This window comes from Subdoligranulum sp. DSM 23681 (genome assembly GCF_057005535.1).
In genome coordinates this window covers 866,910-889,741 of sequence record NZ_CM168050.1, presented here as the reverse complement: position 1 = coordinate 889,741, position 22,832 = coordinate 866,910, and the positions used below count along the sequence as shown (strand labels likewise).

Annotated in this window: 24 protein-coding genes and 1 tRNA gene; 5 read left to right on the top strand and 20 right to left on the bottom strand. The window is 62.5% G+C overall.

Annotation, left to right across the window (positions count from 1 at the left end; genetic code table 11):
• Window positions 1–161: 161 nt before the first annotated feature.
• The 3 genes from AC127K_RS04225 to nrdG form a co-directional block, all read right to left on the bottom strand.
• On the bottom strand, window positions 162–980 hold the full coding sequence (locus tag AC127K_RS04225) for an esterase/lipase family protein (protein WP_483721702.1): 819 nt from the start codon (window positions 978–980) through the stop codon (window positions 162–164).
• 70 nt (window positions 981–1,050) lie between these two features.
• Window positions 1,051–1,137, bottom strand: a tRNA-Leu gene (locus AC127K_RS04220).
• Window positions 1,138–1,247: 110 nt separating this feature from the next.
• The gene (gene nrdG / locus AC127K_RS04215) at window positions 1,248–1,796 is read right to left on the bottom strand and encodes an anaerobic ribonucleoside-triphosphate reductase activating protein (RefSeq protein WP_294542735.1); all 549 of its coding nucleotides are present in this window, start codon (window positions 1,794–1,796) and stop codon (window positions 1,248–1,250) included.
• 170 nt (window positions 1,797–1,966) lie between these two features.
• On the opposite strand from nrdG, the gene AC127K_RS04210 reads away from it, so the two are divergent.
• The 5 genes from AC127K_RS04210 (at window position 1,967) to AC127K_RS04190 (ending at window position 6,656) form a co-directional block, all read left to right on the top strand.
• On the top strand, window positions 1,967–2,116 hold the full coding sequence (locus tag AC127K_RS04210; protein WP_483721700.1) for a hypothetical protein: 150 nt from the start codon (window positions 1,967–1,969) through the stop codon (window positions 2,114–2,116).
• A 137-nt stretch (window positions 2,117–2,253) separates the two neighbouring features.
• Window positions 2,254–4,479 carry an anaerobic ribonucleoside-triphosphate reductase gene (gene nrdD / locus AC127K_RS04205; protein WP_483721699.1) on the top strand — a complete coding sequence of 742 codons (2,226 nt, stop codon included), beginning with the start codon at window positions 2,254–2,256 and terminating at the stop codon, window positions 4,477–4,479.
• Window positions 4,480–4,606: 127 nt separating this feature from the next.
• Complete coding sequence (locus AC127K_RS04200; RefSeq protein ID WP_483721698.1) at window positions 4,607–5,416, top strand: TIGR02452 family protein; 810 nt, start codon at window positions 4,607–4,609, stop codon at window positions 5,414–5,416.
• A 143-nt stretch (window positions 5,417–5,559) separates the two neighbouring features.
• Window positions 5,560–6,093, top strand: coding sequence for a hypothetical protein (locus AC127K_RS04195; RefSeq protein WP_483721697.1), 534 nt, complete (start codon window positions 5,560–5,562; stop codon window positions 6,091–6,093).
• Window positions 6,090–6,656 carry a cysteine hydrolase family protein gene (locus tag AC127K_RS04190; RefSeq protein WP_483721696.1) on the top strand — a complete coding sequence of 189 codons (567 nt, stop codon included), beginning with the start codon at window positions 6,090–6,092 and terminating at the stop codon, window positions 6,654–6,656. The genes AC127K_RS04195 and AC127K_RS04190 overlap by 4 nt, the downstream gene beginning before the upstream one ends.
• An 81-nt stretch (window positions 6,657–6,737) precedes the next feature.
• Here AC127K_RS04190 and AC127K_RS04185 read toward each other — a convergent pair whose 3' ends face one another.
• From AC127K_RS04185 to metG, 17 genes are all read right to left on the bottom strand, one after another.
• A complete protein-coding gene (locus tag AC127K_RS04185; RefSeq protein ID WP_294540664.1) occupies window positions 6,738–7,565 on the bottom strand; it encodes a histidinol-phosphatase HisJ family protein in 828 nt (275 codons plus the stop codon).
• 1 nt (window position 7,566) lies between these two features.
• Window positions 7,567–8,223 (bottom strand): bifunctional phosphoribosyl-AMP cyclohydrolase/phosphoribosyl-ATP diphosphatase HisIE, encoded by a 657-nt coding sequence (gene hisIE / locus AC127K_RS04180; protein ID WP_294540666.1) that lies wholly within the window; start codon window positions 8,221–8,223, stop codon window positions 7,567–7,569.
• A gap of 86 nt (window positions 8,224–8,309) precedes the next feature.
• Entirely contained in the window at window positions 8,310–9,068 is a 759-nt protein-coding gene (hisF, locus tag AC127K_RS04175) for an imidazole glycerol phosphate synthase subunit HisF (protein ID WP_294540668.1), read from the bottom strand.
• Between the two features lie 14 nt (window positions 9,069–9,082).
• Window positions 9,083–9,799 (bottom strand): 1-(5-phosphoribosyl)-5-[(5-phosphoribosylamino)methylideneamino]imidazole-4-carboxamide isomerase, encoded by a 717-nt coding sequence (gene hisA, locus AC127K_RS04170; RefSeq protein WP_294540670.1) that lies wholly within the window; start codon window positions 9,797–9,799, stop codon window positions 9,083–9,085.
• 12 nt (window positions 9,800–9,811) lie between these two features.
• Entirely contained in the window at window positions 9,812–10,429 is a 618-nt protein-coding gene (gene hisH, locus AC127K_RS04165; protein WP_294540673.1) for an imidazole glycerol phosphate synthase subunit HisH, read from the bottom strand.
• 24 nt (window positions 10,430–10,453) lie between these two features.
• Entirely contained in the window at window positions 10,454–11,527 is a 1,074-nt protein-coding gene (gene hisC, locus AC127K_RS04160; protein WP_483721694.1) for a histidinol-phosphate transaminase, read from the bottom strand.
• Window positions 11,524–12,075, bottom strand: coding sequence for a GNAT family N-acetyltransferase (locus AC127K_RS04155; protein ID WP_483721692.1), 552 nt, complete (start codon window positions 12,073–12,075; stop codon window positions 11,524–11,526). Before AC127K_RS04155 ends, hisC begins: the two co-directional genes overlap by 4 nt.
• Window positions 12,072–13,355, bottom strand: coding sequence for a histidinol dehydrogenase (gene hisD, locus AC127K_RS04150; RefSeq protein WP_483721691.1), 1,284 nt, complete (start codon window positions 13,353–13,355; stop codon window positions 12,072–12,074). Before hisD ends, AC127K_RS04155 begins: the two co-directional genes overlap by 4 nt.
• The gene (gene hisG / locus AC127K_RS04145; protein ID WP_483721690.1) at window positions 13,352–14,920 is read right to left on the bottom strand and encodes an ATP phosphoribosyltransferase; all 1,569 of its coding nucleotides are present in this window, start codon (window positions 14,918–14,920) and stop codon (window positions 13,352–13,354) included. The genes hisD and hisG overlap by 4 nt, the downstream gene beginning before the upstream one ends.
• Window positions 14,921–15,089: 169 nt before the next feature.
• The gene (locus AC127K_RS04140) at window positions 15,090–15,443 is read right to left on the bottom strand and encodes a hypothetical protein (protein ID WP_294540681.1); all 354 of its coding nucleotides are present in this window, start codon (window positions 15,441–15,443) and stop codon (window positions 15,090–15,092) included.
• 109 nt (window positions 15,444–15,552) lie between these two features.
• Window positions 15,553–16,950, bottom strand: a complete 1,398-nt coding sequence (locus AC127K_RS04135) for a sensor histidine kinase (RefSeq protein WP_483721689.1) — start codon at window positions 16,948–16,950, stop codon at window positions 15,553–15,555.
• A complete protein-coding gene (locus AC127K_RS04130) occupies window positions 16,947–17,627 on the bottom strand; it encodes a response regulator transcription factor (RefSeq protein WP_483721688.1) in 681 nt (226 codons plus the stop codon). The genes AC127K_RS04135 and AC127K_RS04130 overlap by 4 nt, the downstream gene beginning before the upstream one ends.
• The gene (locus AC127K_RS04125) at window positions 17,627–18,475 is read right to left on the bottom strand and encodes a TraX family protein (protein ID WP_294540687.1); all 849 of its coding nucleotides are present in this window, start codon (window positions 18,473–18,475) and stop codon (window positions 17,627–17,629) included. Before AC127K_RS04125 ends, AC127K_RS04130 begins: the two co-directional genes overlap by 1 nt.
• A gap of 122 nt (window positions 18,476–18,597) precedes the next feature.
• The gene (locus AC127K_RS04120) at window positions 18,598–18,831 is read right to left on the bottom strand and encodes a methylenetetrahydrofolate dehydrogenase (protein ID WP_294540688.1); all 234 of its coding nucleotides are present in this window, start codon (window positions 18,829–18,831) and stop codon (window positions 18,598–18,600) included.
• A gap of 58 nt (window positions 18,832–18,889) precedes the next feature.
• The gene (locus AC127K_RS04115) at window positions 18,890–19,687 is read right to left on the bottom strand and encodes a TatD family hydrolase (protein WP_483721687.1); all 798 of its coding nucleotides are present in this window, start codon (window positions 19,685–19,687) and stop codon (window positions 18,890–18,892) included.
• Between the two features lie 16 nt (window positions 19,688–19,703).
• Window positions 19,704–20,636 carry a DMT family transporter gene (locus AC127K_RS04110; protein WP_294540692.1) on the bottom strand — a complete coding sequence of 311 codons (933 nt, stop codon included), beginning with the start codon at window positions 20,634–20,636 and terminating at the stop codon, window positions 19,704–19,706.
• Between the two features lie 114 nt (window positions 20,637–20,750).
• The gene (gene metG, locus AC127K_RS04105; RefSeq protein ID WP_483721686.1) at window positions 20,751–22,736 is read right to left on the bottom strand and encodes a methionine--tRNA ligase; all 1,986 of its coding nucleotides are present in this window, start codon (window positions 22,734–22,736) and stop codon (window positions 20,751–20,753) included.
• Between the last annotated feature and the right edge of the window lie 96 nt (window positions 22,737–22,832).

Sequence of the window (22,832 nt, the reverse complement as noted above, 5' to 3'; positions counted from 1 at the left end):
AAAGGATGCCCATGGGCGGCCTTCCGGTCCGGTTTTTTCAGAAAGAGAATACTACCTGAATTGTACCGTTTACGGGGAACCTTGTCAAGGAATAGGAAATGCCCGCACAGCGGGAAAAACGGGCAGCAGGCGTCCCGGGGCGGTCTCTGTCCGGTCCTGTTTTACAGACCGTATTCCTTCAGTTCGCCCACCATCTCAATGTACCGGTCCACCACATCCCAGGAGAAGCCGCAGCGGCGCAGGGGACGGCGGCGGAAATCTACCTCGTCCATATGGGAGACGCCCCGCCCGGGAAGCCCCCGCCACTCGGCATGAAAGCCGGTCCACTGGGCGGAAGCGGTGGTCACCAGCCCGTCGTTTTCCCCTTCGATCCGGCCGATGATCAGGTTCTGCCACCACATCAGCAGATCACAGCGCCAGCTGGCCATGGCCCCCGCATAGCTGCGGTACAGCACACCGGGCATATCCGGGTTCTGCCGGTTGAAGTTCTCCGCCCAGGCAGTAGTGAACTGGTAACAGGTGGCGACAAAATCCGGATGTTTGTCTCCCAGCAGGCGGAACCAGCCGTTCACGAAGACGGCCGCCAGCCGGAAGCACCACCGCGGTGCCAGGAGCAGGGCGTCCATGGTGCGGGACCCGTGGTGCGGCGTGGAGATGGTGGTCACCGACGCCACATAAGGGGCCATGCCCAGGGTGGTGACCAGGTGGCGCACATCCAGTCCGCCCTTGGAATGGGCGATGAGATGAACCTTTTCGCTTTGGGTGATGGCCAGCACTTCCTCCACCCGCTGTTTCAGCGCCGCGGCGTTTTCCTCCACCGTGCCCCAGCTGTCCTGCCCGCCCGTGAATACGCGGGCGCCCCGGGCTTCCAGGGCTTTGGGGATGCGGCCCCAGTAACTGATGCCCTTGCGGTCCCGGAACCCGGTGCCGTGCACCAGGATGATGGGGTAAAGGGTACGGCAGCTGTCCGGTTCCTGCATGGGAAAGTCTCCTTTCGGCAATTTTCTGTGCGGCCATATGCAAAAAGCCCAGCCGAGCGGCTGGGCTTTCTGGTGCCGGTGGTGGGGGTCGAACCCACACGGTATTGCTACCAACGGATTTTGAGTCCGTCTCGTCTGCCAATTCCAACACACCGGCATGACTATATCATTATAATACACGCAGGCGTGAAAAGCAAGAACATTTTTCTGCGCCGGAAACAAAAAGCGCCGCTGCACCAAGGGGGCAGCGGCGGCAAAAGGGATACCTTACATCTTGTGGTCCGCGAAGATGGGGTCGTCCTCCCACAGCACCACATGGCCGGCCTGACGGGTGCGGTTCATGTCGATGATGCGCTGGTTCCGGGAACCGCGGAACCGCAGGGAGATGTCCTTCTCATCAATAAGGAACTCCCCGTCCACCAGCACGTCGATCAGGCTCAGCATTTCGTCGGTGACTTCGCACCGGGCGGCGCTGGGGGCCAGCAGTTCCTTCTCGTAGCTGTTGCCGGTGTAGCACCAGATGGTCTTGTGGGGGTACAGCACCCGTACATCGTGCAAAAACGGGACCAGGGCCCGCTGGTTTTCCGGTTCAAAGGGTTCGCCGCCCAGCAGGGAAAGCCCGTCGATGTATTCCGGTGCCAGACTGGCCAGGATGGCGTTGCGGGTTTCCTTGTCAAAGGGTTTGCCGTAGCAGAAGTCCCACGCCACAGCGTTAAAACATTCCTTGCAGTGGCGGCGGCAGCCGGACACGAACAGGCTGGTGCGCACCCCCTCGCCGTTGGCGATGTCGCAGTATTTGATGTTGGCATAATTCATGGGTGGGCCTCTTTCTGTCAAAGAAAATTCGTGATACAATATCTTGTAGCCGGAAGGAATGACCGGCCCTGTATCTGGATAAAATCAGCTTATACAGTATACCAGCCGCCACCATAAAGCGCAAGAGGCATTTCCACTGCCGCTTTGAAAATAAACGATACAGCGATGAAATGAAAAAACTGGCCCATTTTTTACAAAATTCCGCCCGGAAATTCGGCGTTTTTGCAGGCGTTGGCTTTTCTGCGTGGGAACGTCAAAACCTTTCTATTTTGGGGCTGTCTGTTGCAGCAGACACAATATCTTGTGGTATTTTCCCTTGACTTTCCCAGTAGGATACGGTAAGATAGGTTTGCTCGCCAAAGGCGAAATATACATATTGTAATATTTCCGTGCCATATCACTTACTGCGCCCCCCGGCGAGAGGGGTTTGCCATAGAATCATCGAGGGAGAATCACCATGAAGATCATCAAGCGCAACGGCAGCGAGGTCGTTTTCGACATTTCCAAGATCATCGCGGCAGTCAGCAAGGCGAACAACGTCGTGCCGGCCAACCAGCGTCTGACCCAGGAGCAGATCATCGGCATTGCGGACCAGGTGCAGGAAGTCTGCGCCGGACGCAACCATGCCATGAACGTGGAAGAGATCCAGGACCTGGTGGAAAACGCCATCATGGAAGCCGGTGCCCATGAGGTGGCCCGCAAGTATATCACCTACCGGTATGTCCAGAGCCTCAAGCGCACCCACAACACCACCGATGACCGCATCCTGGCACTGATCGAGTGCAACAACGAGGAAGTCAAGCAGGAAAACTCCAACAAGAACCCCACCGTCAACTCGGTGCAGCGTGACTATATGGCCGGTGAGGTCTCCAAGGACCTGACCATGCGTATGCTGCTGCCTCCGGAGGTGGTCAAGGCCCACGAGGATGGCATCATCCATTTCCATGATGCGGACTATTTTGCCCAGCACATGCACAACTGTGATCTGGTCAACCTGGACGACATGCTGCAGAACGGCACCGTCATTTCCGGTACGCTGATCGAAAAGCCGCACTCCTTCTCCACCGCCTGCAACATCGCCACCCAGATCATCGCTCAGGTGGCGTCCAACCAGTACGGCGGCCAGAGCATCAGCCTGACCCATCTGGCTCCCTTCGTGGACATCAGCCGCAAGAAGATCCGCCGTGACACCGAGGCCGAGATGAAGGAACTGGGCATCGATCCGGGCGAGGAGAAGCTTTCCCAGATCGTGGAAGCCCGCCTGCGGGAAGAGATCAAGCGCGGCGTGCAGACCATCCAGTACCAGGTGGTCACCCTCATGACCACCAACGGGCAGGCTCCCTTCATCACCGTCTTCATGTACCTGAACGAGGCCGGGGACGACCAGCGCCTGAAGTCCGACCTGGCCATCATCATCGAGGAGATGCTCCGCCAGCGGTATCAGGGCGTCAAGAATGAGGCCGGCGTCTGGATCACCCCCGCCTTCCCCAAGCTGATCTACGTGCTGGAAGAGGATAACATCCGGGAAGGCACTCCCTATTTCTACCTGACCAAGCTGGCCGCCAAGTGCACCGCCAAGCGGATGGTTCCCGACTACATCAGTGAGAAGAAGATGCGGGAATACAAGCTGTCCAAGGGCGAGAACGAGGGCCACGGCGACGTGTACACCTGCATGGGCTGCCGCAGCTTCCTGACCCCCGACCGTTCCGGCAACGGCTGGAACAACGTGGCCAATGCCAAGAACTACGAACCGGGCAAGCCCAAGTACTACGGCCGTTTCAACCAGGGCGTGGTCACCATCAACCTGGTGGATGTGGCCCTGTCCTCCGGCGGTGACTTTGACAAGTTCTGGAAGATCTTCGATGAGCGCCTGGACCTGTGCCATGAAGCCCTCATGTGCCGTCACAACCGCCTGAAGGGCACCCTGTCCGACGCCGCCCCCATCCTGTGGCAGTACGGCGCCCTGGCCCGCCTGGAAAAGGGCGAGCCCATCGACAAGCTGCTCTACGGCGGCTACTCCACCATCAGCCTGGGTTACGCGGGCCTGTACGAATGCTGCAAGTATATGACCGGCAAGAGCCACACCGACCCGGCTGCCAAGCCCTTTGCCCTGCAGGTCATGCAGCACATGAACGATGCCTGCGCCAAGTGGAAGGCCGATTCCAACATCGACTTCAGCCTGTATGGCACCCCGCTGGAATCCACCACCTACAAGTTCGCCAAGTGCCTGCAGAAGCGCTTCGGCATCATCCCGGGCATCACCGACCGCAACTATATCACCAACTCCTACCACGTCCATGTGTCCGAGGAGATCGATGCTTTCACCAAGCTAAAGTTCGAGAGCGATTTCCAGAAGCTCAGCCCCGGCGGCGCCATCAGCTATGTGGAAGTGCCCAACATGCAGGATAACCTGGCCGCGGTCATCCGGGTCATGCAGTTCATCTATGAGAACATCATGTACGCCGAGCTGAACACCAAGAGCGACTACTGCCAGGTCTGCGGTTACGACGGCGAGATCAAGATCGTGGAGGATGACGGCAAGCTGGTGTGGGAGTGCCCCCACTGCCATAACCGTGACCAGAACAAGCTGAACGTGGCCCGCCGTACCTGCGGCTACATCGGCACCCAGTTCTGGAACCAGGGCCGCACCGCCGAGATCAAGGACCGCGTGCTGCACCTGTAAAAGAAAAACCGAGCACCCGCAGTACCCCAAAGGCGGAGACAGCAACATGAAGATGTTCCTGTCTCCGCCTTTTTTATAAAAACACCGCCGCTCCGGAAAGGCGGCGGAAGGCAGGGAGGAATGAACGATGTCATATCAGGATCGGCGCCAGAAAAATGCGGATGTTTTTGCGGACACACAGCGATGGTACACCGGCGATGAGGCGTTGGGGGATGCGATCCGCCATTCCCAGCGGGGAACGGTGCTGCATGGACCGGAGCCCATCCGGGTCCCGGACCAGGCGCTGTGCCGCTATGAGGGAAAGGCCCGGGTGCTGGTCTCCGCCGACCGCACCCTGCAGGCGGCGGGGAAGTACCCGGGCCGGAAAGTCCTGGTGCTGAACTTTGCTTCCGCCACCACCCCGGGCGGCGGGGTCCTCTGGGGCAGTTCCGCCCAGGAGGAGAGCCTGTGCCGGTGCAGCACGCTGTATCCCTGCCTGAACACCGATACTCTGTGGGAAAACTACTATCTTTTCCACCGCCGCCGGCAGAGTACCCTGTACACGGATGCCTGCATCTATACCCCGGAGGTGCTGTCCATCAAGACGGACACGGCAGACCCCCGGCGGCTGCCCCGGGAGGCGTGGCAGAAGGTGGATGTGCTGACCTGTGCGGCGCCCAACCTGCGGGAAACGGAGCTGGACGGGGCGGTCCTGTATGAACTGCATGTGCAGCGGGGCCGGCAGATCCTTGCAGCGGCGGCTGTCCATGGGGCAGAGGTGGTGATCCTGGGGGCTTTCGGCTGCGGGGCTTTCCGCAACCCGCCCCGGGTGGTGGCCTCGGCATACCGGCAGATCCTGCCCGCTTTTTCCCGGGCCTTTGCCGCGGTGGAATTTGCGGTCTACTGCCCGCCGCATGATGATACCAACTACCGGGTGTTCCGGGAAATTCTGGAATAACAGGCGCCTCCGAAAGTTCCGGGCCGGACCCATGGGGGGCCGGTTTTGTCATATCCCGCCGGCAGGACCGTTGCCAACCGGCCGGCCCCATAGTATAATTGGACCAAAGGCGGAACCGTTCCGGGCCCAAAGGGGGCGTCTGTTTGGAAAAGGAACTTGTAGAAATACGGATGTGGTCGGAATACCATTTCCGCCAGTCCTGCCGGGAACTGTTCGGACGGGATACCGGCAGCGATTACTGGAAATGGTGCGTCTGCAGGATGAGCTACGAAGCCATCATGGAGGAAGTGATCGGGGAATGGGCCGACTACAACACCCCCTTTGATGCGGACCTGTACAGGAGCAAGCTGATCGTGGTGGAGACGTACCGGCAGAAATACGCCGACGCAATCCCCCGGGTCATCGACCTGCCGGGGATGCTGGCGGAATACAAGGAGCTGCGGGACTTTCACCGCCGGCCGGACATCCCGGAATGGGTGCAGCTGAAGATGGCGGCATCCCATGGCCGGACCAAGATGATGAACATGACCCCTGTCCGCTGCGGGGATTCGGATGAATTTCTTGCGGAAGTGGACAGAATGGGTACCCGGGCCTATGCCGACCGGATGGAACGGCTGTACCATGCGTGGATGCGCCTTGCCCGGGAGGCGGCGGCAGCACAGGGAGGTAAAAGATGAAACAGTGTGTTGTGGATGTGATCGTGGACATGCAGAACGACTTCGTCACCGGGGCGCTGGGCACCGCTGAGGCCCAGGCCATCACGCCCAGTCTGGCGGCGGAAGCCAGACGGGCGGCCGGGGCGGGGCATGCCCTCTTCTTCACCCTGGATACCCATGAGGCAGATTATCTCTCCACCCGGGAAGGCAAAAAGCTGCCGGTGGAGCACTGCCTGCGGGGCACCGAGGGATGGAACCTGGTGCCGGAGGTGGCTGCCGTTGCCGAAGAGGCGGACCCGGCCTGTCCGGCCAAGGTGCTGGTGGAAAAGCCCACCTTCGGCGCCAGCGAGCTGCCCGCCGCCGTGGGAAAGTTTTTAACCGAAAAGGACGTTTCTGTGGAAAAGTTCCGGGTCTACGGTGTCTGCACCGACATCTGCGTCATTTCCAACGCCATGCTGCTGCGGGCCTTCTTCCCCGAAACGCCCATCGAGATCCTGGCCGGACTGTGCGCCGGTGTCAGTCCGGAATCCCATGCTACAGCCCTGAAAGCCATGGGCGCCTGTCAGTTCGATGTGCTGGACTGACCCTTTCCCCATACATAAGAAAATCCCCGCCGCGGGGTCCTGGGACCTTGCGGCGGGGATTCTTTTGTTGCTGTAAACCGGTTACAGGGCGCAGGGGACAAAGCCGTCCTTGCCCAGCACCTGCACATGGTCGTAGCCCAGGGCTTTCAGCTGGGCGGCGGCCTCGTCGTAGCCGAAGGTCAGGGCCTTGGCATCATGGGCGTCGGCGGTGATGATGACCTCGCCGCCCAGTTCCTTCCAGGCGCGGAGGATCGCTTCCCCGGGGAAGAAGTCATCCCGGTATCCGCGATACACCGAGGAGGTGTTCACTTCCAGCACGCAGCCGTTGGCGGCAGCCGCCTCCAGGGCGGTGCGGGCCGCGGCCATGTAGCGGGGGCTGTTCTCATCAAAGAACTTGTTGCCCTTGTTGATCTTCTTGATCAGGTCAAAATGCCCCAGAATGGTGGGCTTGTGTTCCGCCACCCGGCGCACATTGTCAAAATACGCTTCCACAACAGCCAGACCGTCACCGTCAAAGTCGTCCTGAATGCAGGCGGCCAGGTCGGCCTCCCGCCAGTCGATCTCGTAATAGCGGCCGGTCTTGGGGCCCTGCACATAGTGGGCGCTGCCGATGAAATAGTCGTAGGCGGTGGGGTCGTCGTCGCTGAACAGGTCCCACTCCAGTCCGCACAGGATATCGAGCTTGCCTGCATACCGCTCCTTGAGCTTGGCCACCTGCGCCTTGTACAGGGCGGTGCGGCTCTGGGTCATGCAGTATTCGATATCACAGGGGGTGTGGCTGTGGCCGGAAAAACCCAGGGTTTTCAACCCGGCGCGCCAGGCGGTGACCGCCAGCTCATCCAGGGTGTTTTTGCCGTCGCACAGTTTGGAATGGACATGTACCGAACTCAGTTTGTATTCGTCAGCCATCTCACTGCATCCTCTCCTGTTTTACTTTATGATCGACCACGTGGCGTTTTTCCAGCTCACGGGTGATGTCTTCCACCGAGATGCCCAGCTCGATCATCAGCACCAGCACATGGTAGGCCAGATCGCTGATCTCGAACACGGTCTCTTCCTTGTCGCGCTTGGAGCCCGCAATGATGACTTCGGTGCTTTCCTCGCCGACCTTTTTCAGGATCTTTTCCAGGCCCTTGTCAAACAGATAGCTGGTGTAGCTGCCTTCCTTGGGATCGGTCTTGCGGCCCTCGATCAGGTGGTACAGCCCTTCCCAGGTGAACTGCTTGAGCTCATCCGAAACATAAACCGGGTTGAAGAAGCAGCTTTCGGCGCCGGTATGGCAGGCAGGGCCGCTCTTCACGACCTCCACCACCAGGGCGTCCTTGTCGCAGTCGGCGGTGATGGACACCACCTTTTGCACATTGCCGGAGGTCTCGCCCTTGCGCCAGATCTCCTGACGGCTGCGGGACCAGAAGACGGTCCGGCCTTCCGCGATGGTCAGGGCCAGGGTCTCGGCGTTCATGTAGGCCAGGGTCAGCACTTCTTTGGTGTAGTGATCCTGCACGATGGCGGGGATCAGCCCGTGCTTGTCGAATTTCAGGGTACGGGAAGTTTCGGTATATTCCATGAGAAAAAACTCCTGCTCATTATAGATATGAGATACTTATAGTGTACAGCGGCGGAAGACATTTTGCAAGAGGGGACCGGGAGAAATCAAAGACGCATCTCGATGCCGTTTTGGCGCAGATACTGCTTCAGCTCCCGGATATCCACCTGTTTGGTGTGGAAGATGGAGGCGGCCAGTCCGGCATCCACCGCCGGATGGTTGCGGAAAAGTTCCAGGAAATCTTCCCGGCAGCCCGCGCCGCCGGAAGCGATGATGGGCACGGCGCAGCGCTGGGCCACGGCGTCCAGCAGTTCCAGGTCAAAGCCGTTTTTGACGCCGTCGGTGTCGATGGAGTTGACCACCAGTTCCCCGGCGCCGCTGCGAACCCCCTGTTCCAGCCAGTCCAGGGCGTCGATGCCGGTGTTTTCCCGGCCGCCCTTGGCAAACAGGCGGAAACTTCCGTCCACCCGCTTGATGTCCGCCGAAAGTACCACGCACTGGTTGCCGTAGCGCTGGGCGGCCGCCGAGATGATGGCGGGATTTTTGATGGCGCCGGAGTTGACGCTGACCTTGTCGGCGCCGCATTTCAGCACCCGGTCAAAATCCTCCAGGGTGTTGATGCCGCCGCCCACCGTCAGGGGAATGAAGATCTCCGATGCCACTTTGCGCAGGATGTCGGTAAAGAGGGTGCGGCCCTCCACGCTGGCGGTGATGTCGTAAAACACCAGCTCATCCGCCCCGGCGGTGTTGTAGTACCGGGCCATTTCCACCGGGTCGGCCATGTCTTTCAGACCTTCAAAATTGACCCCCTTCACCACCCGGCCGTTCTTCACGTCCAGGCAGGGGATGATGCGTTTGGTAACCATGAACTCCGCCCCTTTCAGCCTTCATAGCGGCGCACGGCCTCGGCCAGGTCGATGGCGCCGGTGTAGATGGATTTGCCCAGGATGGCTGCATGGCAGCCCATGGCCTGCAGCTCGGCCAGCTCTTCCAGGCGGGCGATGCCGCCGGACGCGGTGATCTCCACCCCGGGAATGGTCAAGAGGTCCCGGTACAGCTGCATATTGGTGCCCTGCATGGTGCCGTCCCGGGAGATATCGGTGACGATCAGGGCCTGCACCCCGGCGTCGGCGCAGCGGCGGCAGAAATCCAGCCCCGGCTCGGGGGTGACTTCCTTCCAGCCGCTCACCGCCACCTGGCCGTTTTTCATGTCCACGCCCACCGCAATTTTATCGCCGTAGGTGCGGGCCATGCGGGCGGTGAAAGCAAAGTCCCGCACCGCGATGGTGCCCAGGATGCAGCGGCCCACCCCGAGGGCCAGATAGTCCTCGATGCGCTGCTGGTCCCGGATACCGCCGCCTACCTCCACAAACAGGTCACCGGCGTCGGTGATGCTGCGGATGGTGGCAAAGTTCACGGCCTGACCGTCCTTGGCGCCGTCCAGGTCCACCACATGCAGATACTTGGCCCCGGCGGCTGCAAAGGCTTTGGCCTGGGAGACGGGGTCGGGATTGTAGACGGTCATCTGGTCGTAATCGCCCTGGTACAGCCGCACGGCCTGACCGCCCCGCAGATCAATGGCAGGAAACAGTTTCATACAGCGCCCTCCTTACAGTTCGGCGAAGGCCCGCAGGATCCGCAGGCCGGTATCGCCGGATTTTTCGGGGTGGAACTGGGTGCCGTACACCAGCCCCGCCCGCACCGCACCGGTCACCGGGATGCTGTACTCGCTGGTGGCCAGGGTGTTGGAGGCGCAGTTCTTGGCGTAGTAGCTGTGCACATAGTAGACGTATTCCCCGTTCTGGATGTACTTGAACAGCGGGTCCTTTTCCCCTGCCGGGGTCAGGTCCAGGGCGTTCCAGCCGATGTGGGGCACCTTCAGGGTGGGGTCTTTCAGGTCGTCGGCCAGGGGACACACCTGCCCGGGCACCAGGCCCAGGCCCTGGTGTTCCCCGTACTCGTAACTTTTCTCAAACAGCAGCTGCATGCCCAGGCAGATGCCCAGCAGCGGGGTGTGTTGGGTCTCCTCCCGCAGGACCGGCACAAGCCCGGTGGCCTGCAGCTTGGCGGCGGCGTCCGCAAAGGCGCCCACACCGGGCAGCAGGATGTGGGTGGCCTGACGCAGGTCCTCGGCCTGGTGGGTCACCCGCACCTCCGCCCCCAGACTCTTCACGCTGGAAGCAAGGCTGAACAGGTTGCCCACCCCGTAATCCACAATGGCGATCATCTTGATTCCCCCTCTTGTTTCGTTTCAGTGCAGGATGTCGTCCAGTTCCTGCAAAAAGCGCGCCATCTGTTCCGGCGTGCCGATGGTGATGCGCAGCCAGCTGTCGATGCGCGGAGCCGAGAAGTACCGGATCAGCACCCCCCGCTCCCGCAAAGCCTCAAAAATCTCCTTCGCCGGTTTTTCGGCGGGCTTTTCGGCGGGCTTGGCAAACAGAAAATTGGTGGCCGAATCCAGCACGGTGAATCCCCGCTTCCGCAAAGCGTCGGTGGTCTCCTGCCGGGTGCGGCAGATCCTGGCCACCGTATCCCGGAAATAGGCCTCATCCCGCATGGCCGCAGCCCCGGCGGCCTGGTTCAGGGAGCTGATGTTGTAGGGGCTGTAGCTGAACTTGATGCGGTTCATGTCCGCAATCAGGGCGGGCTGTGCCGCGCAGAAGCCCAGTCGGGCCCCCGCCAGACTGCGGGACTTGGAGAAGGTGCGCACCACGATCAGGTTGTCGTATTTGGGCACCAGCGGCAGGCAGGACGCCCCTTCCCCCGCAAAGTCCACATAGGCCTCGTCCACGATCACGATGTGGTCGGGATTGCGGCGGATGACCTCCTCCATCTCCGCCACCGGGGCCAGCAGGCTGGTGGGGGCGTTGGGGTTGGCAATGACAATGGTTTGCCCCAGGTCATAGTAATCGGTCAGGTCCAGGGTGAAATCCTGCCGCACCGGCAGGATTTGGGCCGGGACTTTCATCAGCTGGCAGAGCACCGGATAAAAGCTGTAGGTGATGTCCGCAAAGGCCAGGGGCGTCTGCTCATCGCAGAAAGCCCGGATGGCCAGCAGCAGGTTTTCATCGCTGCCGTTGCCGCACAGGATGTGGTCGGCAGGCAGGCCCACCGCCTCCCCGATGGCGGTGCACAGGTCGGCCTCGGTCAGGTCGCAGTACAGGCGTAGCCCGACCACCGCCCCCGCCACCGCGTCGGCCACGGCAGGGGAGGGGGGATACGGATTCTCGTTGGCGTTGAGCTTGACCAGATCGGGCATCTTGCGCTGCTCGCCGGGGGTGTAGGGCTCCAGCGCCGCCAGGGTGGGGGTAAAATAACGGCTCATACTCGGCCTCCGTCCTTGTGCGGCGCCGGACGGCGGGCACAGTAGATCAGGTGCGGCATATCCACACCGTAGTAATGTTTGGTGAACTGCCCCACCACCTGCATGCCGTTGCGGACTGCCACGGCCCGGGAAGGGGCGTTGTTGTCCCGGATGATGGAATAGACGGCATCGGCATCCAGCGCCCAGAATCCGTAGTTCATGCAGGCCCGGGCACATTCAGTGGCGTAGCCCTGGTGCCAGCAGTCCCGTCGGAAGAGATATCCTACCTCCATCACGTCCCCCAGGGGCGTGGGCTGCATGGTCAGACCGCACTGGCCGATCAGTTCCCCGGTGTCGGGACGGACAGCCGCCCACAGGCCGAACCCGTCCTTTTCGTATCGCATGCGCTGCCGGTCCAGCCAGTCCTGCACCTCGGTATCGGAAAAGGCATGTTCATAGGCATACATGACCTGCGGGTCCTGCAAAATGGCGCACAGAGCGTCAAAATCCGATTGCTCCATAGGCCGCAGATGCAGCCGTCCCGCCGCCAGGGCAAAGGGGGCGGTCATTGGTCGTCCTCATAGCGGATGGTCACGCTCTTGGCGTGGGCGTGCAGGCCCTCCCGCTCCGCAAAATCGGCGATGCGGTCCTTCACGTCCGCCAGGGCATCCCGGGTGTAATAGAGGAAGCTGGATTTCTTGACGAAATCGTCCACGCTCAGGGGGCTGGAGAACCGGGCGGTGCCGGAGGTGGGCAGGGTGTGGTTGGGGCCGGCAAAGTAGTCGCCCAGAGCCTCAGGCACATTGCGGCCCATGAAGATGCTGCCCGCGTTGCGGATCTGGCCCAGCAGGGCAAAGGGGTCCTCCACGCACAGTTCCAGGTGTTCGGGGGCGATGAGGTTGGCGGCTTCTACCGCTTTGGTCAGGTCATCGGTGACGATGATCTTGCCGTTGGTGTCAATGCTCTCCCGGGCGATGGCGGCGCGGGGCAGCTGGGGAATCTGCACTTCCAGTTCGGCCTGCACCGCTTTGGCCAGGTCCATGCTGTCGGTGACCAGCACAGCGGTGGCCAGCTTGTCGTGTTCCGCCTGACTCAGCAGGTCCGCCGCCACCCACACTGGGTTGCAGCCGCCGTCGGCCAGCACCAGAATCTCCGAAGGTCCGGCGATCATGTCGATGCCCACCTTGCCGAAGACCTTCCGCTTGGCGGTGGCCACATAGATGTTGCCGGGGCCCACGATCTTGTCCACGGCGGGCACGGTCTCGGTGCCGTAGGCCAGGGCGGCCACCGCCTGGGCGCCGCCGGACTTGACGATCTTGTCAATGCCCGCCACCGCCGCCGCGGCCAGAATGTTGGGGTTCACCTTGCCGTCCTTGCCGGCGGGGGTGGTCATGACGATCTCACGCACCCCGGCCACCTTGGCAGGGATCACGTCCATCAGCACGGTGGACGGGTAAGCCGCCGTGCCCCCCGGTACATAGACGCCGGCCTTTTCAATGGGGGTGTATTTCTGCCCCAGCACCACGCCGGGGGTGTCGTTGATGACAAAGTCCTTGTGGACCTGATGCTCGTGGAAGGCCCGGATGTTGGCGGCGGCCATCCGCAGGGTGGTCAGGAAATCCTCCCCCACGGCGGCGAAAGCTTCGTCGATCTCCTCCTTGCTCACCAGCAGGCTGTCCAGGTCGGCACCATCAAACTTTCTGGCGTAGTCCCGCAGGGCTTGGTCCCCCCGGGCACGCACATCGGCGATGATGCCGTCCACCACGGCTTCCACATCCGCTTCCGCCCGGATGTCCCGGCTCAGGATCTCCTCCGGCCGCACGGTGTCAAAAGAAAGAATACGGATCATACTTTCAGTGCCTCCTTCATTTTGGCCAGCAGCTCGGTCAGCTGGCGATACTTGAACTGGTAGCTGGCGCGGTTGGCGATGAACCGCGCGCTGATGGGCATGAACTCTTCCAGCACGGCCAGATTGTTCTCCCGCAAAGTCGTGCCGGTCTCCACAATGTCCACAATCACGTCGGATAGGCCCAGGATGGGGGCCAGCTCGATGGAGCCGTTAAGCTTGATGATGTCAATGTCCCGGCCCATGGCTTCGTAATGTTCCCGGGCGATGGAGACGAACTTGGTGGCCACCCGCAAAGCGCGGCTCTCGTCGTCCACAAAGTCCTTGGGGCCGGCCACGCACATCCGGCACTTGCCCATGCCGGTGTCCATGAGCTCGTAGACATCGGCGCCGGATTCGGCCAGGATGTCCTTGCCCACAATGCCGATGTCCGCGGCCCCGTGCTCCACATAGATGGCCACGTCGCTGGGCTTGACCAGGAAGTACCGCACTTTGGCTTCGGGGTTCTCCACCACCAGCTTGCGGGTCTCGTTGTAATCCTCGGCGCAGCCATACCCGGCCTTGGCCAGCAGGCCGTAGGCCTTGTCGCCCAGGCGGCCCTTGGGCAGGGCGATGTTCAGCCAGGTGTCCGGCTCGGCCCCGGCGCTGGGAGCCAGCCGTTCCAGCTCGTCCAGATACAGGGCGAAGCCCAGGGCGCAGGCGCCGGGGGTGAACCGTCGGGCCAGCAGGTCGTACCGGCCGCCCTTCAGCACCGCCCGGGCAGCCCCGGCGGCGTAGCCGGTGAACACCAGCCCGTTGTAATATTCCATATCTCCGGCCAGACTCAGATCCAGCCGCACGGTGGCGGCGTCGGTGCCCAGGTCCTTGTAAAGGGCTTCCAGTTCGTCCAGGGCGTCGGACTGGGCCTGACAGCGGCAGCGGGTCCGTGCCTGGGCCAGGGCGGTGTCAAAGGGACCGTGCAGGCTCAGCAGACCGCACAGGGCGGCGGCGCCCTCCTCGTCCAGTCCGGCGGAAAGGGCGGCCTGCCGCAGCTCGTGGGCGTTTTTGTCCCGCAGCAGTTCCAGCAGCCGGGGCCGTGCGGCGGCATCCACCCCCAGGGCATCCAGCAGTCCGGTGAGATAGCCCATGTGGCTCACTTCCAGGAAGGTCCGGGTGCCCAGGCTGGCCAGACTGTCCACAGCCAGCCGCACCACCTCCGCCTGCCGGTCGGCGTCCACCGCACCGATGCATTCCAGCCCCATCTGGCTGATCTCCGCAAAGGTGTGGCTTTCCCGGCTGGGACGACAGACCTGCTCGGTGTAGTAGTAGCGCTTGCACTCGCCGGGGGCGGGCTGGGCGTTCTTGGCAATGGAGAGGGTCACATCCGGCCGGATGGCCCGCAGCTTGCCGTCCAGGTCGGTGAAGGTGATGACCTGGGCATCGGACAGAAATTTCTGATTCTGCTGGTAGAGGGAATACTCCTCAAACCGGGCGCAGCGGAATTTGCGGTATCCGGCCTGTTCATACAGCGCCCGCAGCTGCAGGGTGCAGCGCTCGGCCGGGGAAAAACGAGTCAAATCCAGTTCCATACAACGATACCTCACATACCCATGCAAAACATGGTCTTATTATACTTTAGCAGACTAAAGATGTAAAGAGCGGCCTTCCATGAAAGGAGAAAACAAAAAGCAGGCGCAGATTCCCCGTCTGGTATACAAACGGAAAAGTGCGCCTGCTGAAAGGTTCGCAGCTGTTGGTTCAACCCTGGCAGCCCATCTCGTCCCAGTCGGCAAAATCCTCGGCCTTGGCAATGGCGGTGGGGTCGAGTTTGCCGTCCACGGTGGGAACGGGGTCGGTGTGGTCCTGCACGGGGTTGGGGTTGGGCGAGCTGTTGTCCGGCACCGGGATATACACCTCGGCGCTTGCGCTGGCCGGGGGTTCCGCGGTTTCAGGCGCGTCGGTTTCGGGCTCGGCGGCATCGTCATCAAATGCCTCCGGGCCCAAAATATGTTCGTGCTCGCTGTTTTCGGAATACCGCTGGGCCAGCAGGGTGGCTGCGCAGCCCAGGGCCGCACCGGCCAGAACCGGCAGCAGATGACGGAAGAATGCCATACGATTGTCCCTCTTTCCCTACATCCGGCCCCAAGCGGCCGGGAATTTGTGGATAGTATACCACCATTTAATCCGGAATACAAGTTTTTTTATGCCGCAAAAGGCGGTATCAGGCCTTGGGGGGCGGTTCGGGCAGCCGCAGCTGTGCGCGGGCGCCGGCGGAGGTGTTGGTCAGCAGCAGTTCTCCTCCATGGGCAGCGGCCACCCGGCGAGCCATGTACAGCCCCAGTCCCTGGTGGGCGTCGTGGCGGGCGGCGTCGCCGGTGTACAGAAGATGTCCCGCCTTGCGCAGGGCCTGGGGGGAAAAGCCGGGGCCGGTGTCCTGCACGGTCAGTATCACGACCCCCGGTTCCCGCCCCGCCGTCAGGGTAATGGTGCCCCCGGCGGGGGTAAAGCGGGCGGCGTTGTCCAGCAGGTTGTCCACCGCCCGGGCCAGCCGGTGGGGCTGGATCTCCAGCACGGCCCCGGCGGGCAAGCCGTTCACCAGCCGGAAATGCAGCCCTGCCGCCGTGCACAGCGCCCGACCGGTCTCCTTCCGTCGGGCCAGGAACTCTGCCGCCTCCACCCGCTGCCGGGGTTCGTCCGCGGCGGCGCCCGGGGCCGCCACCGCCCGCAGGTCGGCCAGACAGCGGGCAGCGGTTTCGCAGCTCTGCTGCACCGCCGCCACACTGTCCGCCGCCCGGGGCGGCAGGTCCTCCTCCGCCAGCAGGTCGGCGTGGCCCGCAATGACGGTCAGGGGCGTTTTCAGGTCGTGGCTCAAAGCGGCGATCTGCTCTGACCGCTCCTGTTCGGATTCCCACTGTTCCCGCAGGCTTTGGGCCAGATGCGCCCGCAGCTGCTGCATGGTGTCCAGGGCCTGGTCCAGCTCCCGGATGCGGGTTTGCCCGAAAGCCTCTTCCGAAAGGTCCCCCGCCGCCAGTCTGGCACAGGCGGCCTGCAGGCGGGCGGTCCCGGCAGACAGCCGGCGGGCGGTGCGGCGGGTGGTCCCCCAGATCAGCAGCCCGGTCAGCACCGCCAGCAAAAGCAGGTAGCAGGTCTGGAAATCCGGCAGTTTCTGCCGCAGATTCGGGTCGGCGTAGGGAACGGTATAATCGTATTGCAGCAGGCACACCGACCCGTCTGCCAGAGTCGCCGGCAGATGATATTGGGTGTAGCCAAGATTGCCGGACCCGCCCATCCAGGCGTTCAGCGCCTTGTCCAGCTGCCAGCCGTTCATGTTGGTGGCCAGCACCGCCGGAGAGCCCGGAGCGGGGAAGAGGGCATACCGGCACAGCGGGTCCAGCCGGGAGGGATCAAAGGTATCGGCGGTCATGGCAGGCAGAACCTCATCCGCAGCCCGACGGCTGGCCTCGGCGGCGGAGGAGGCGGGCAGGATGAATCCTGCATTGAGCAGGATGCCGAAAACCAGCCACCAGACAAAGAACAGCCCCCCGCACAGGGCGGCGGTGGACAGCAGATAGCGCAGCAGCAGCCCCCGCAGGCTGCGCGCGGTTTTTGTGTGTTTCATAGTGCCTCTTTCCACCGGTAGCCGATGCCCCACACCGTCTCGATGGGGTCCGTGCCGGGGAGGACGGCCCGGATCTTGGCCCGGATGTTCTTGATGTGCTCGGTGACGGCCCGCTCATCGGCGGTGCCGTCGTACCCGAACACCGCTTCATACAGCTGTTCCTTGGAGAAGGTACGCCCCGGGTGGAGGGACAGCTGTTCACACAGGGCGTATTCCGCCCGGGTCAGATGCAGGGCCTTTTGTCCCGCATACAGCACCCGGGCAGCCATGTCCAGGGCAAAGGGGCCCCGCAGCAGACGGTCGCCGGGATGGGGGTCCCGCTGCTGGCGGCGCAGATGGGCGTTCACCCGGGCCCGAAGTTCCGCCACCCGGAAGGGTTTGCGCAGGTAATCGTCCCCGCCGGCGGCCAGACCCTTGAGCACATCCTCCTCCCCGTCCTTGGCGGTGAGAAACAGGATAGGGGCCCCGGTCAGATCCCGGATGCGGCGGCAGAGCGCCACCCCGTCCTCCCCGGGCATCATCACATCCAGCAGAAGGCAGTCCGCCCACCGGCAGAGCGCAGGGGTCACCTGGTCTCCCGCGGTGCACAGACGTACCCGGTGCCCGTCCCGCTCCAGAGCGGTCTGCAGCAGGGCGCCGATGGCCCGGTCGTCGTCCACAGCCAGTATGTTTGCCATCACGCCGCCCCCGTCCACACGCACACCGCCCAGGACGCCGCATACAGCAGATACACATGGGCGGGATAGAACCAGTAGAACAGGGCTTTGTGTCCGGCGCCCCGGCGGCCGTTGTACAGCGCCATGGGAATCACTGCCGCCACACCGTACCATTCATAGTAGGTGGTGAACATCTGGGAGAAAGCGAACCCGTCCTGTCCCCGCACCGCCAGCCAGACGGCAAAGAAGTCCATGCCGATGGTCCACACCGCCCAGGCGGCCAGCTGCAGGGGGCGCTTGTCCCGGAAGAGGTACAGAATCACGCCGCCGATGAGGTACAGCGGTCCGCCGTCGGTGATGCACACCCAGGCAGGCAGTACCGTGCTGCCCAGCAGCACCATCGTCGTGGCCATCCCCGGCTGGGCGGCCAGCAGCACCACCGCAAAGCCCCAGACCACCGGGCCCAGAACGGCCAGCAGCCCCCGGGCGATCCGTCCCTGCCGCAGCCAGTCGATGCCCTGCCAGAGGATGCAGAGGATGACGAAGTTCAGAAAGATGCCATTGAGGGGATAGAAGCCGTCGGGGCGGCGGAACAATCCCACATACAGCATCAGGAAGGTCAAAAGCCCCATCCCGGCGCCGATGGCCCAGATGCGGAAAAAGTAGCGCTTGCGGTCGTGGGTGTGGGCGAAGCCTTCCACCGCACAGAAGAGGAACAACGGCGCGGACAGCCGCCCCAGCATGGAGAACCATTCCGGGATCAGGCCGGTGAACTGGAAAAAGTAGTGGATGTGGTCCAGCACCATCAATGCCAGGGCGATGGTCTTGAGAACGGTGCCGTCCAGACCCGGTTTTTTTGTTGTCAGCATGGGCAAGAAACCTCTCTTTTCTTCATAATACCAATATGCTAACAGCCGATTGTGTAGAAAGTATCAGGAAAACCCTATAAAAACAGCCCCCGGGGATTCCGGGGGCCGGCGGGGCAAAAGTCTCAGCGCACCTGCTGCACGGTGTAGGTGAAGCCGTACTCTTCCTGCAGGGCCTTGACGGCGGGTTCGCAGTCCTCAATGAAGGTGGGGGCATACACGCTCTGGCCGTTGTGGGCCTTCTTGTAGTCTTCCACGATCTGGGTCAGCTTGGCCCAGCCCTCATCGGCCTTGGCCTGGTCCATATCCTTCGGGAAGTCGATGATGAATTCGCGATGGGTGGGGATACGAGCTTTCATAGTGATACACTCCTGTTATTTGTTTATGATAATATACGTTCTGTATATTATTGATGGGTCATTCCACGCCGAAAACCCGGCGTGCATTGGCGGCGCAGGTGTCCAGCACCGCCTGGGGGTCCATTTCCCACAGTCCGGCGATATACCCGGCCACGTGGATGATGTTGCGGCTGTCGTTGCGGCGGCCGCGCACCGGTTCCGGCGCCATGTAGGGGCAGTCGGTCTCCAGCACGGCACAGTCGTGGGGGATGGCGGCCAGCACTCTGGCGGCCCGCTTGGCCCCCTTGTAGGTCACCGCACCCCCAAAGCCCAGGCACAGGCCCTGGGCGGTGAGCCAGACGGCGTCCTCGGCACTGCCGCTGTAACAGTGCAGCACCCCTTTGGGCTTGTACCGGCGCAGCAGTTCGTACATCTCGCCGTGGGCCTCCCGGTCATGGATGGACACCGGCAGGTCCAGCTCGGCAGCCAGCTGCAGCTGGGCTTCAAAGAGATCGTACTGTTCCCGGGCGGGCAGGGGCCAGTGATGGTCCAGCCCGATCTCGCCCACCGCCACCACCGCCTGGTCCTCAAACAGGGGGCGCATGGCCTTCAGTTCCGCTCGCCAGTCGCCGCCGTAGACGGCCACGGTGGGGGCGTCCTCCTCCCCCAGACTTTCGGGGTGGATGCCCAGGGCGGCGTGGATGTAGGGGTAGGTGTGGGCCAGTTCCAGCACCCGGGGCGCATCCCCGGAGTGGGTGGCGCATTCCAGCACCCCTACCACCCCGCCTTCCGGCAGGGCCTTGCCCAGGAGTTCATCCCGGTCGGCGTCAAACTGCCGGGAGGAATAGTGGGCATGGGTATCAAAGATGTTGGTCATAGGGAACCTCCGTCCTTCAGGCGGCCTTGCGGGGCTTGTTGACAAGGAAGATGCCGCCGCACACCAGCACCAGAGCGGCCACATACTGCCACTCGAACAGGGGCTCGGCATTGAGCACCGCCGAAAGCAGGGTGGTGACCACCGGGATCAGCAGTCCGAACACCGCAATACGGCTGACCGGGTTGTTCTTCATGAGCAGCGCCCACAGCACATACCCGGCACCGGACACAAAGGCCAGATACAGCAGCACCGGCACGGCGGCGGGGCTCTGGGGGGCCAGGTGGCCGCCCATGGCAAACCCGATCACCGCCAGGGCCAGTCCGCCCGCACCCAGATTCAGGCAGCAGACGGCAAAGCTGTCGGCCTTCTGGGTGACGGATTTGTTCCAGGGGCCGGCAATGGCAAACACCGCCGAAGCAATGAGCATGGCGGTCACGCCCCAGGCGCTGCCGCCGCCGTGGTTGCCCAGGGTGGCCACCAGCACCCCGCCGAAGCCCAGCACACAGCCCAGGGCCTTGCGGCCGGTCATGCGGTCCGCCGCCCCGTACAGAAAATGGGCCAGGATCACGCCCATGAAACTCTGGGTGCTGTTCAGGATGCTGCCGAAAGATCCGGTGAGCTGGGCCACCGCCGAGTAGTAGAAGAAATACTGGGCGGCGGTCTGCCACAGTCCCAAAGCGCAGCATTCCCCCAGCACCTTGCCCCGTGGCAGGGGAAGAGGACGGCGCTCCAGCAGGGAACCGCACACATACACCAGCAGGCTTCCCAGCATGAACCGGATGCCGGCAAAACACAGAATGGAGGGAGTGTCGGCGGATTCGATCACAAACAGACGGTAGCCCAGCTTGATGAAGGGAAACGCCGACCCCCACAGAATGTTGCAGAGAATGGCCAGGACCACCGCTGCGGTAGGAAGAGAGAAGAGCGCGTCCAGGCGCGACTTCTGCACGGAATTTGTCTCCAAAACGATACCTTTCTAGTATGGAAAAATAGTGCCCGAAAGGGTCCGCACACAAAAAGCGGCGCCGCAACCGCAGGAAAACGGCACCGCCGGTGTACAGAATCAGTGGATGCGGGTACCCACGGGCACGTCGTCGCCGTAGAAAGCGATGGCGCAGCCGCCGTCGGCGGTGTCGGCCGCCATGATCATACCCTCACTGACATACTTGCCCTTCATCATGGGGCGGGGAGCCAGATTGGCCACGATGGGCACACGCTTGCCCACCAGGTCCTCCGGCTTGTACCACTTGGCGATGCCGGACAGGATGCAGCGCTCCTTCTCGCCGTCGAAGACGGTCAGGTGCAGCAGCTTCTTGCTCTCCTTCATGGCCTCGCAGGCGCGGACTTCCGCCACCCGCATCTCCACCTTGCAGAAGGTATCGAAGTCGATCTCTTCCTCATGGTCGGTGATTTCGGCCACAGCCTCCGCCTTGGGGGCTTCGGTCTTGGCGGCCTCGGCGGCAGCCTTGGCCTCGGCAGCGGCCTTGCGCTTGGCATCCTCCGCTTCCAGATAGGCGATCTCCGCCTTCACGTCGATGCGGGGGAACAGGGCCTCGCCCTTGTGCACGGTGTAGGAGCTGCGCAGGCTGCCCATGGTCTCCTCCCGCAGCAGGGCGTTCAGCTCGTCGGCGCTCACGCCCAGCTGTTCGGCCATCTTGGGGGCGGTGTTGGGCAGGTAGGGCTGCAGCAGGGCGGCAATCAGCTCCAGGGCGCTGCACAGGTTGAACAGCACTGCGTTCAGCCGGGGCTTGTCCGCCTCGTTCTTGGCCAGCACCCAGGGAGCGGTCTCGTCGATATACTTGTTGGCCCGCTGCACCAGCTCAAAGATGTGGATCAGGGAGGTGGGCACGTCCAGGGCTTCCATGGAAGCATCCACCTTGCCGGGGAGCTCCTGCATGATGGAAGCCAGGGCCTCGTCCAGCGGGGCGTTGGTCACGGTGCCGCCGAAATACTTTTCGCACATGGCCACGGTGCGGGACAGCAGGTTGCCCAGGTCGTTGGCCAGATCGGTGTTGATGCGGTTGATGAGGGCTTCGTTGGTGAAGGAACCGTCATTGCCGAAGGGCACTTCCCGCAGCAGGAAGTAGCGCACGGCGTCCACGCCGTAGCGGTCGCAGAGCTTGACCGGGTCAACCACATTGCCCTTGCTCTTGCTCATCTTGCCGCCGCCCAGCAGCAGCCAGCCATGGCCAAAGACCTTCTTGGGCAGGGGCAGATCCAGGGCCATCAGCATGGCCGGCCAGATGATGGTGTGGAAACGCAGGATCTCCTTGCCCACCATGTGCACGTCCGCGGGCCAGTACTTGTCGTAGTCGTGGTAGGTATCGTTGCCGTAGCCCAGGGCGGTGATATAGTTGGAGAGGGCGTCGATCCAGACGTAGATGGTGTGTTTGGGGTCAAAGGGAACGGGAATGCCCCAGGACACGCTGGTGCGGGACACGCAGGTGTCCTGCAGGCCCTGCTTGATGAAGGCAATCATCTCGTTGCGGCGGGTGGCGGGCTGGATGAAGTCGGGGTGATCTTCATACCACTGCAGGATGCGGTCGGCATACTTGCTGGTCTTGAAGAAGTAGGCTTCCTCCTCGGCCTCGTAGACGGGGCCGCCGCAGTCGGGGCAGCAGCCGTCCTTCAGCTGGGCTTCGGTCCAGAAGCTCTCGCAGGGCTTGCAGTACATGCCCTTGTAGGTGCTCTTGTAGATGTCGCCCTTGTCGTGCAGGGCGGTGAAGATCTTCTGCACGCTCTGGACGTGGTAGTCGTCGGTGGTGCGGATGAACCGGTCGTAGCTGACATCCATGGTCTTCCACAGATCCTTGACGGTGGCCACGATCTCGTCCACGTAGGCCTTGGGGGTCACGCCCTTGGCAGCGGCCTTGTCCTGGATCTTCTGGCCGTGTTCGTCGGTGCCGGTCAGGAACATCACATCGTAGCCCTTGGCGCGCTTGTAGCGGGCCAGAGCGTCACAGGCCACGGTGGTGTAGCTGTGGCCGATGTGCAGCTTGTCGCTGGGGTAGTAGATGGGGGTGGTGATGTAAAATTTCTTGTTTTCCATGGGGAAAAACATCCCTTTCCTTCAAAATAGTTCCATATACAAGTTTGATTTGTCTGTATTCAGCGACCCGGCGGTCACATTCGGAACCCGGGCTGG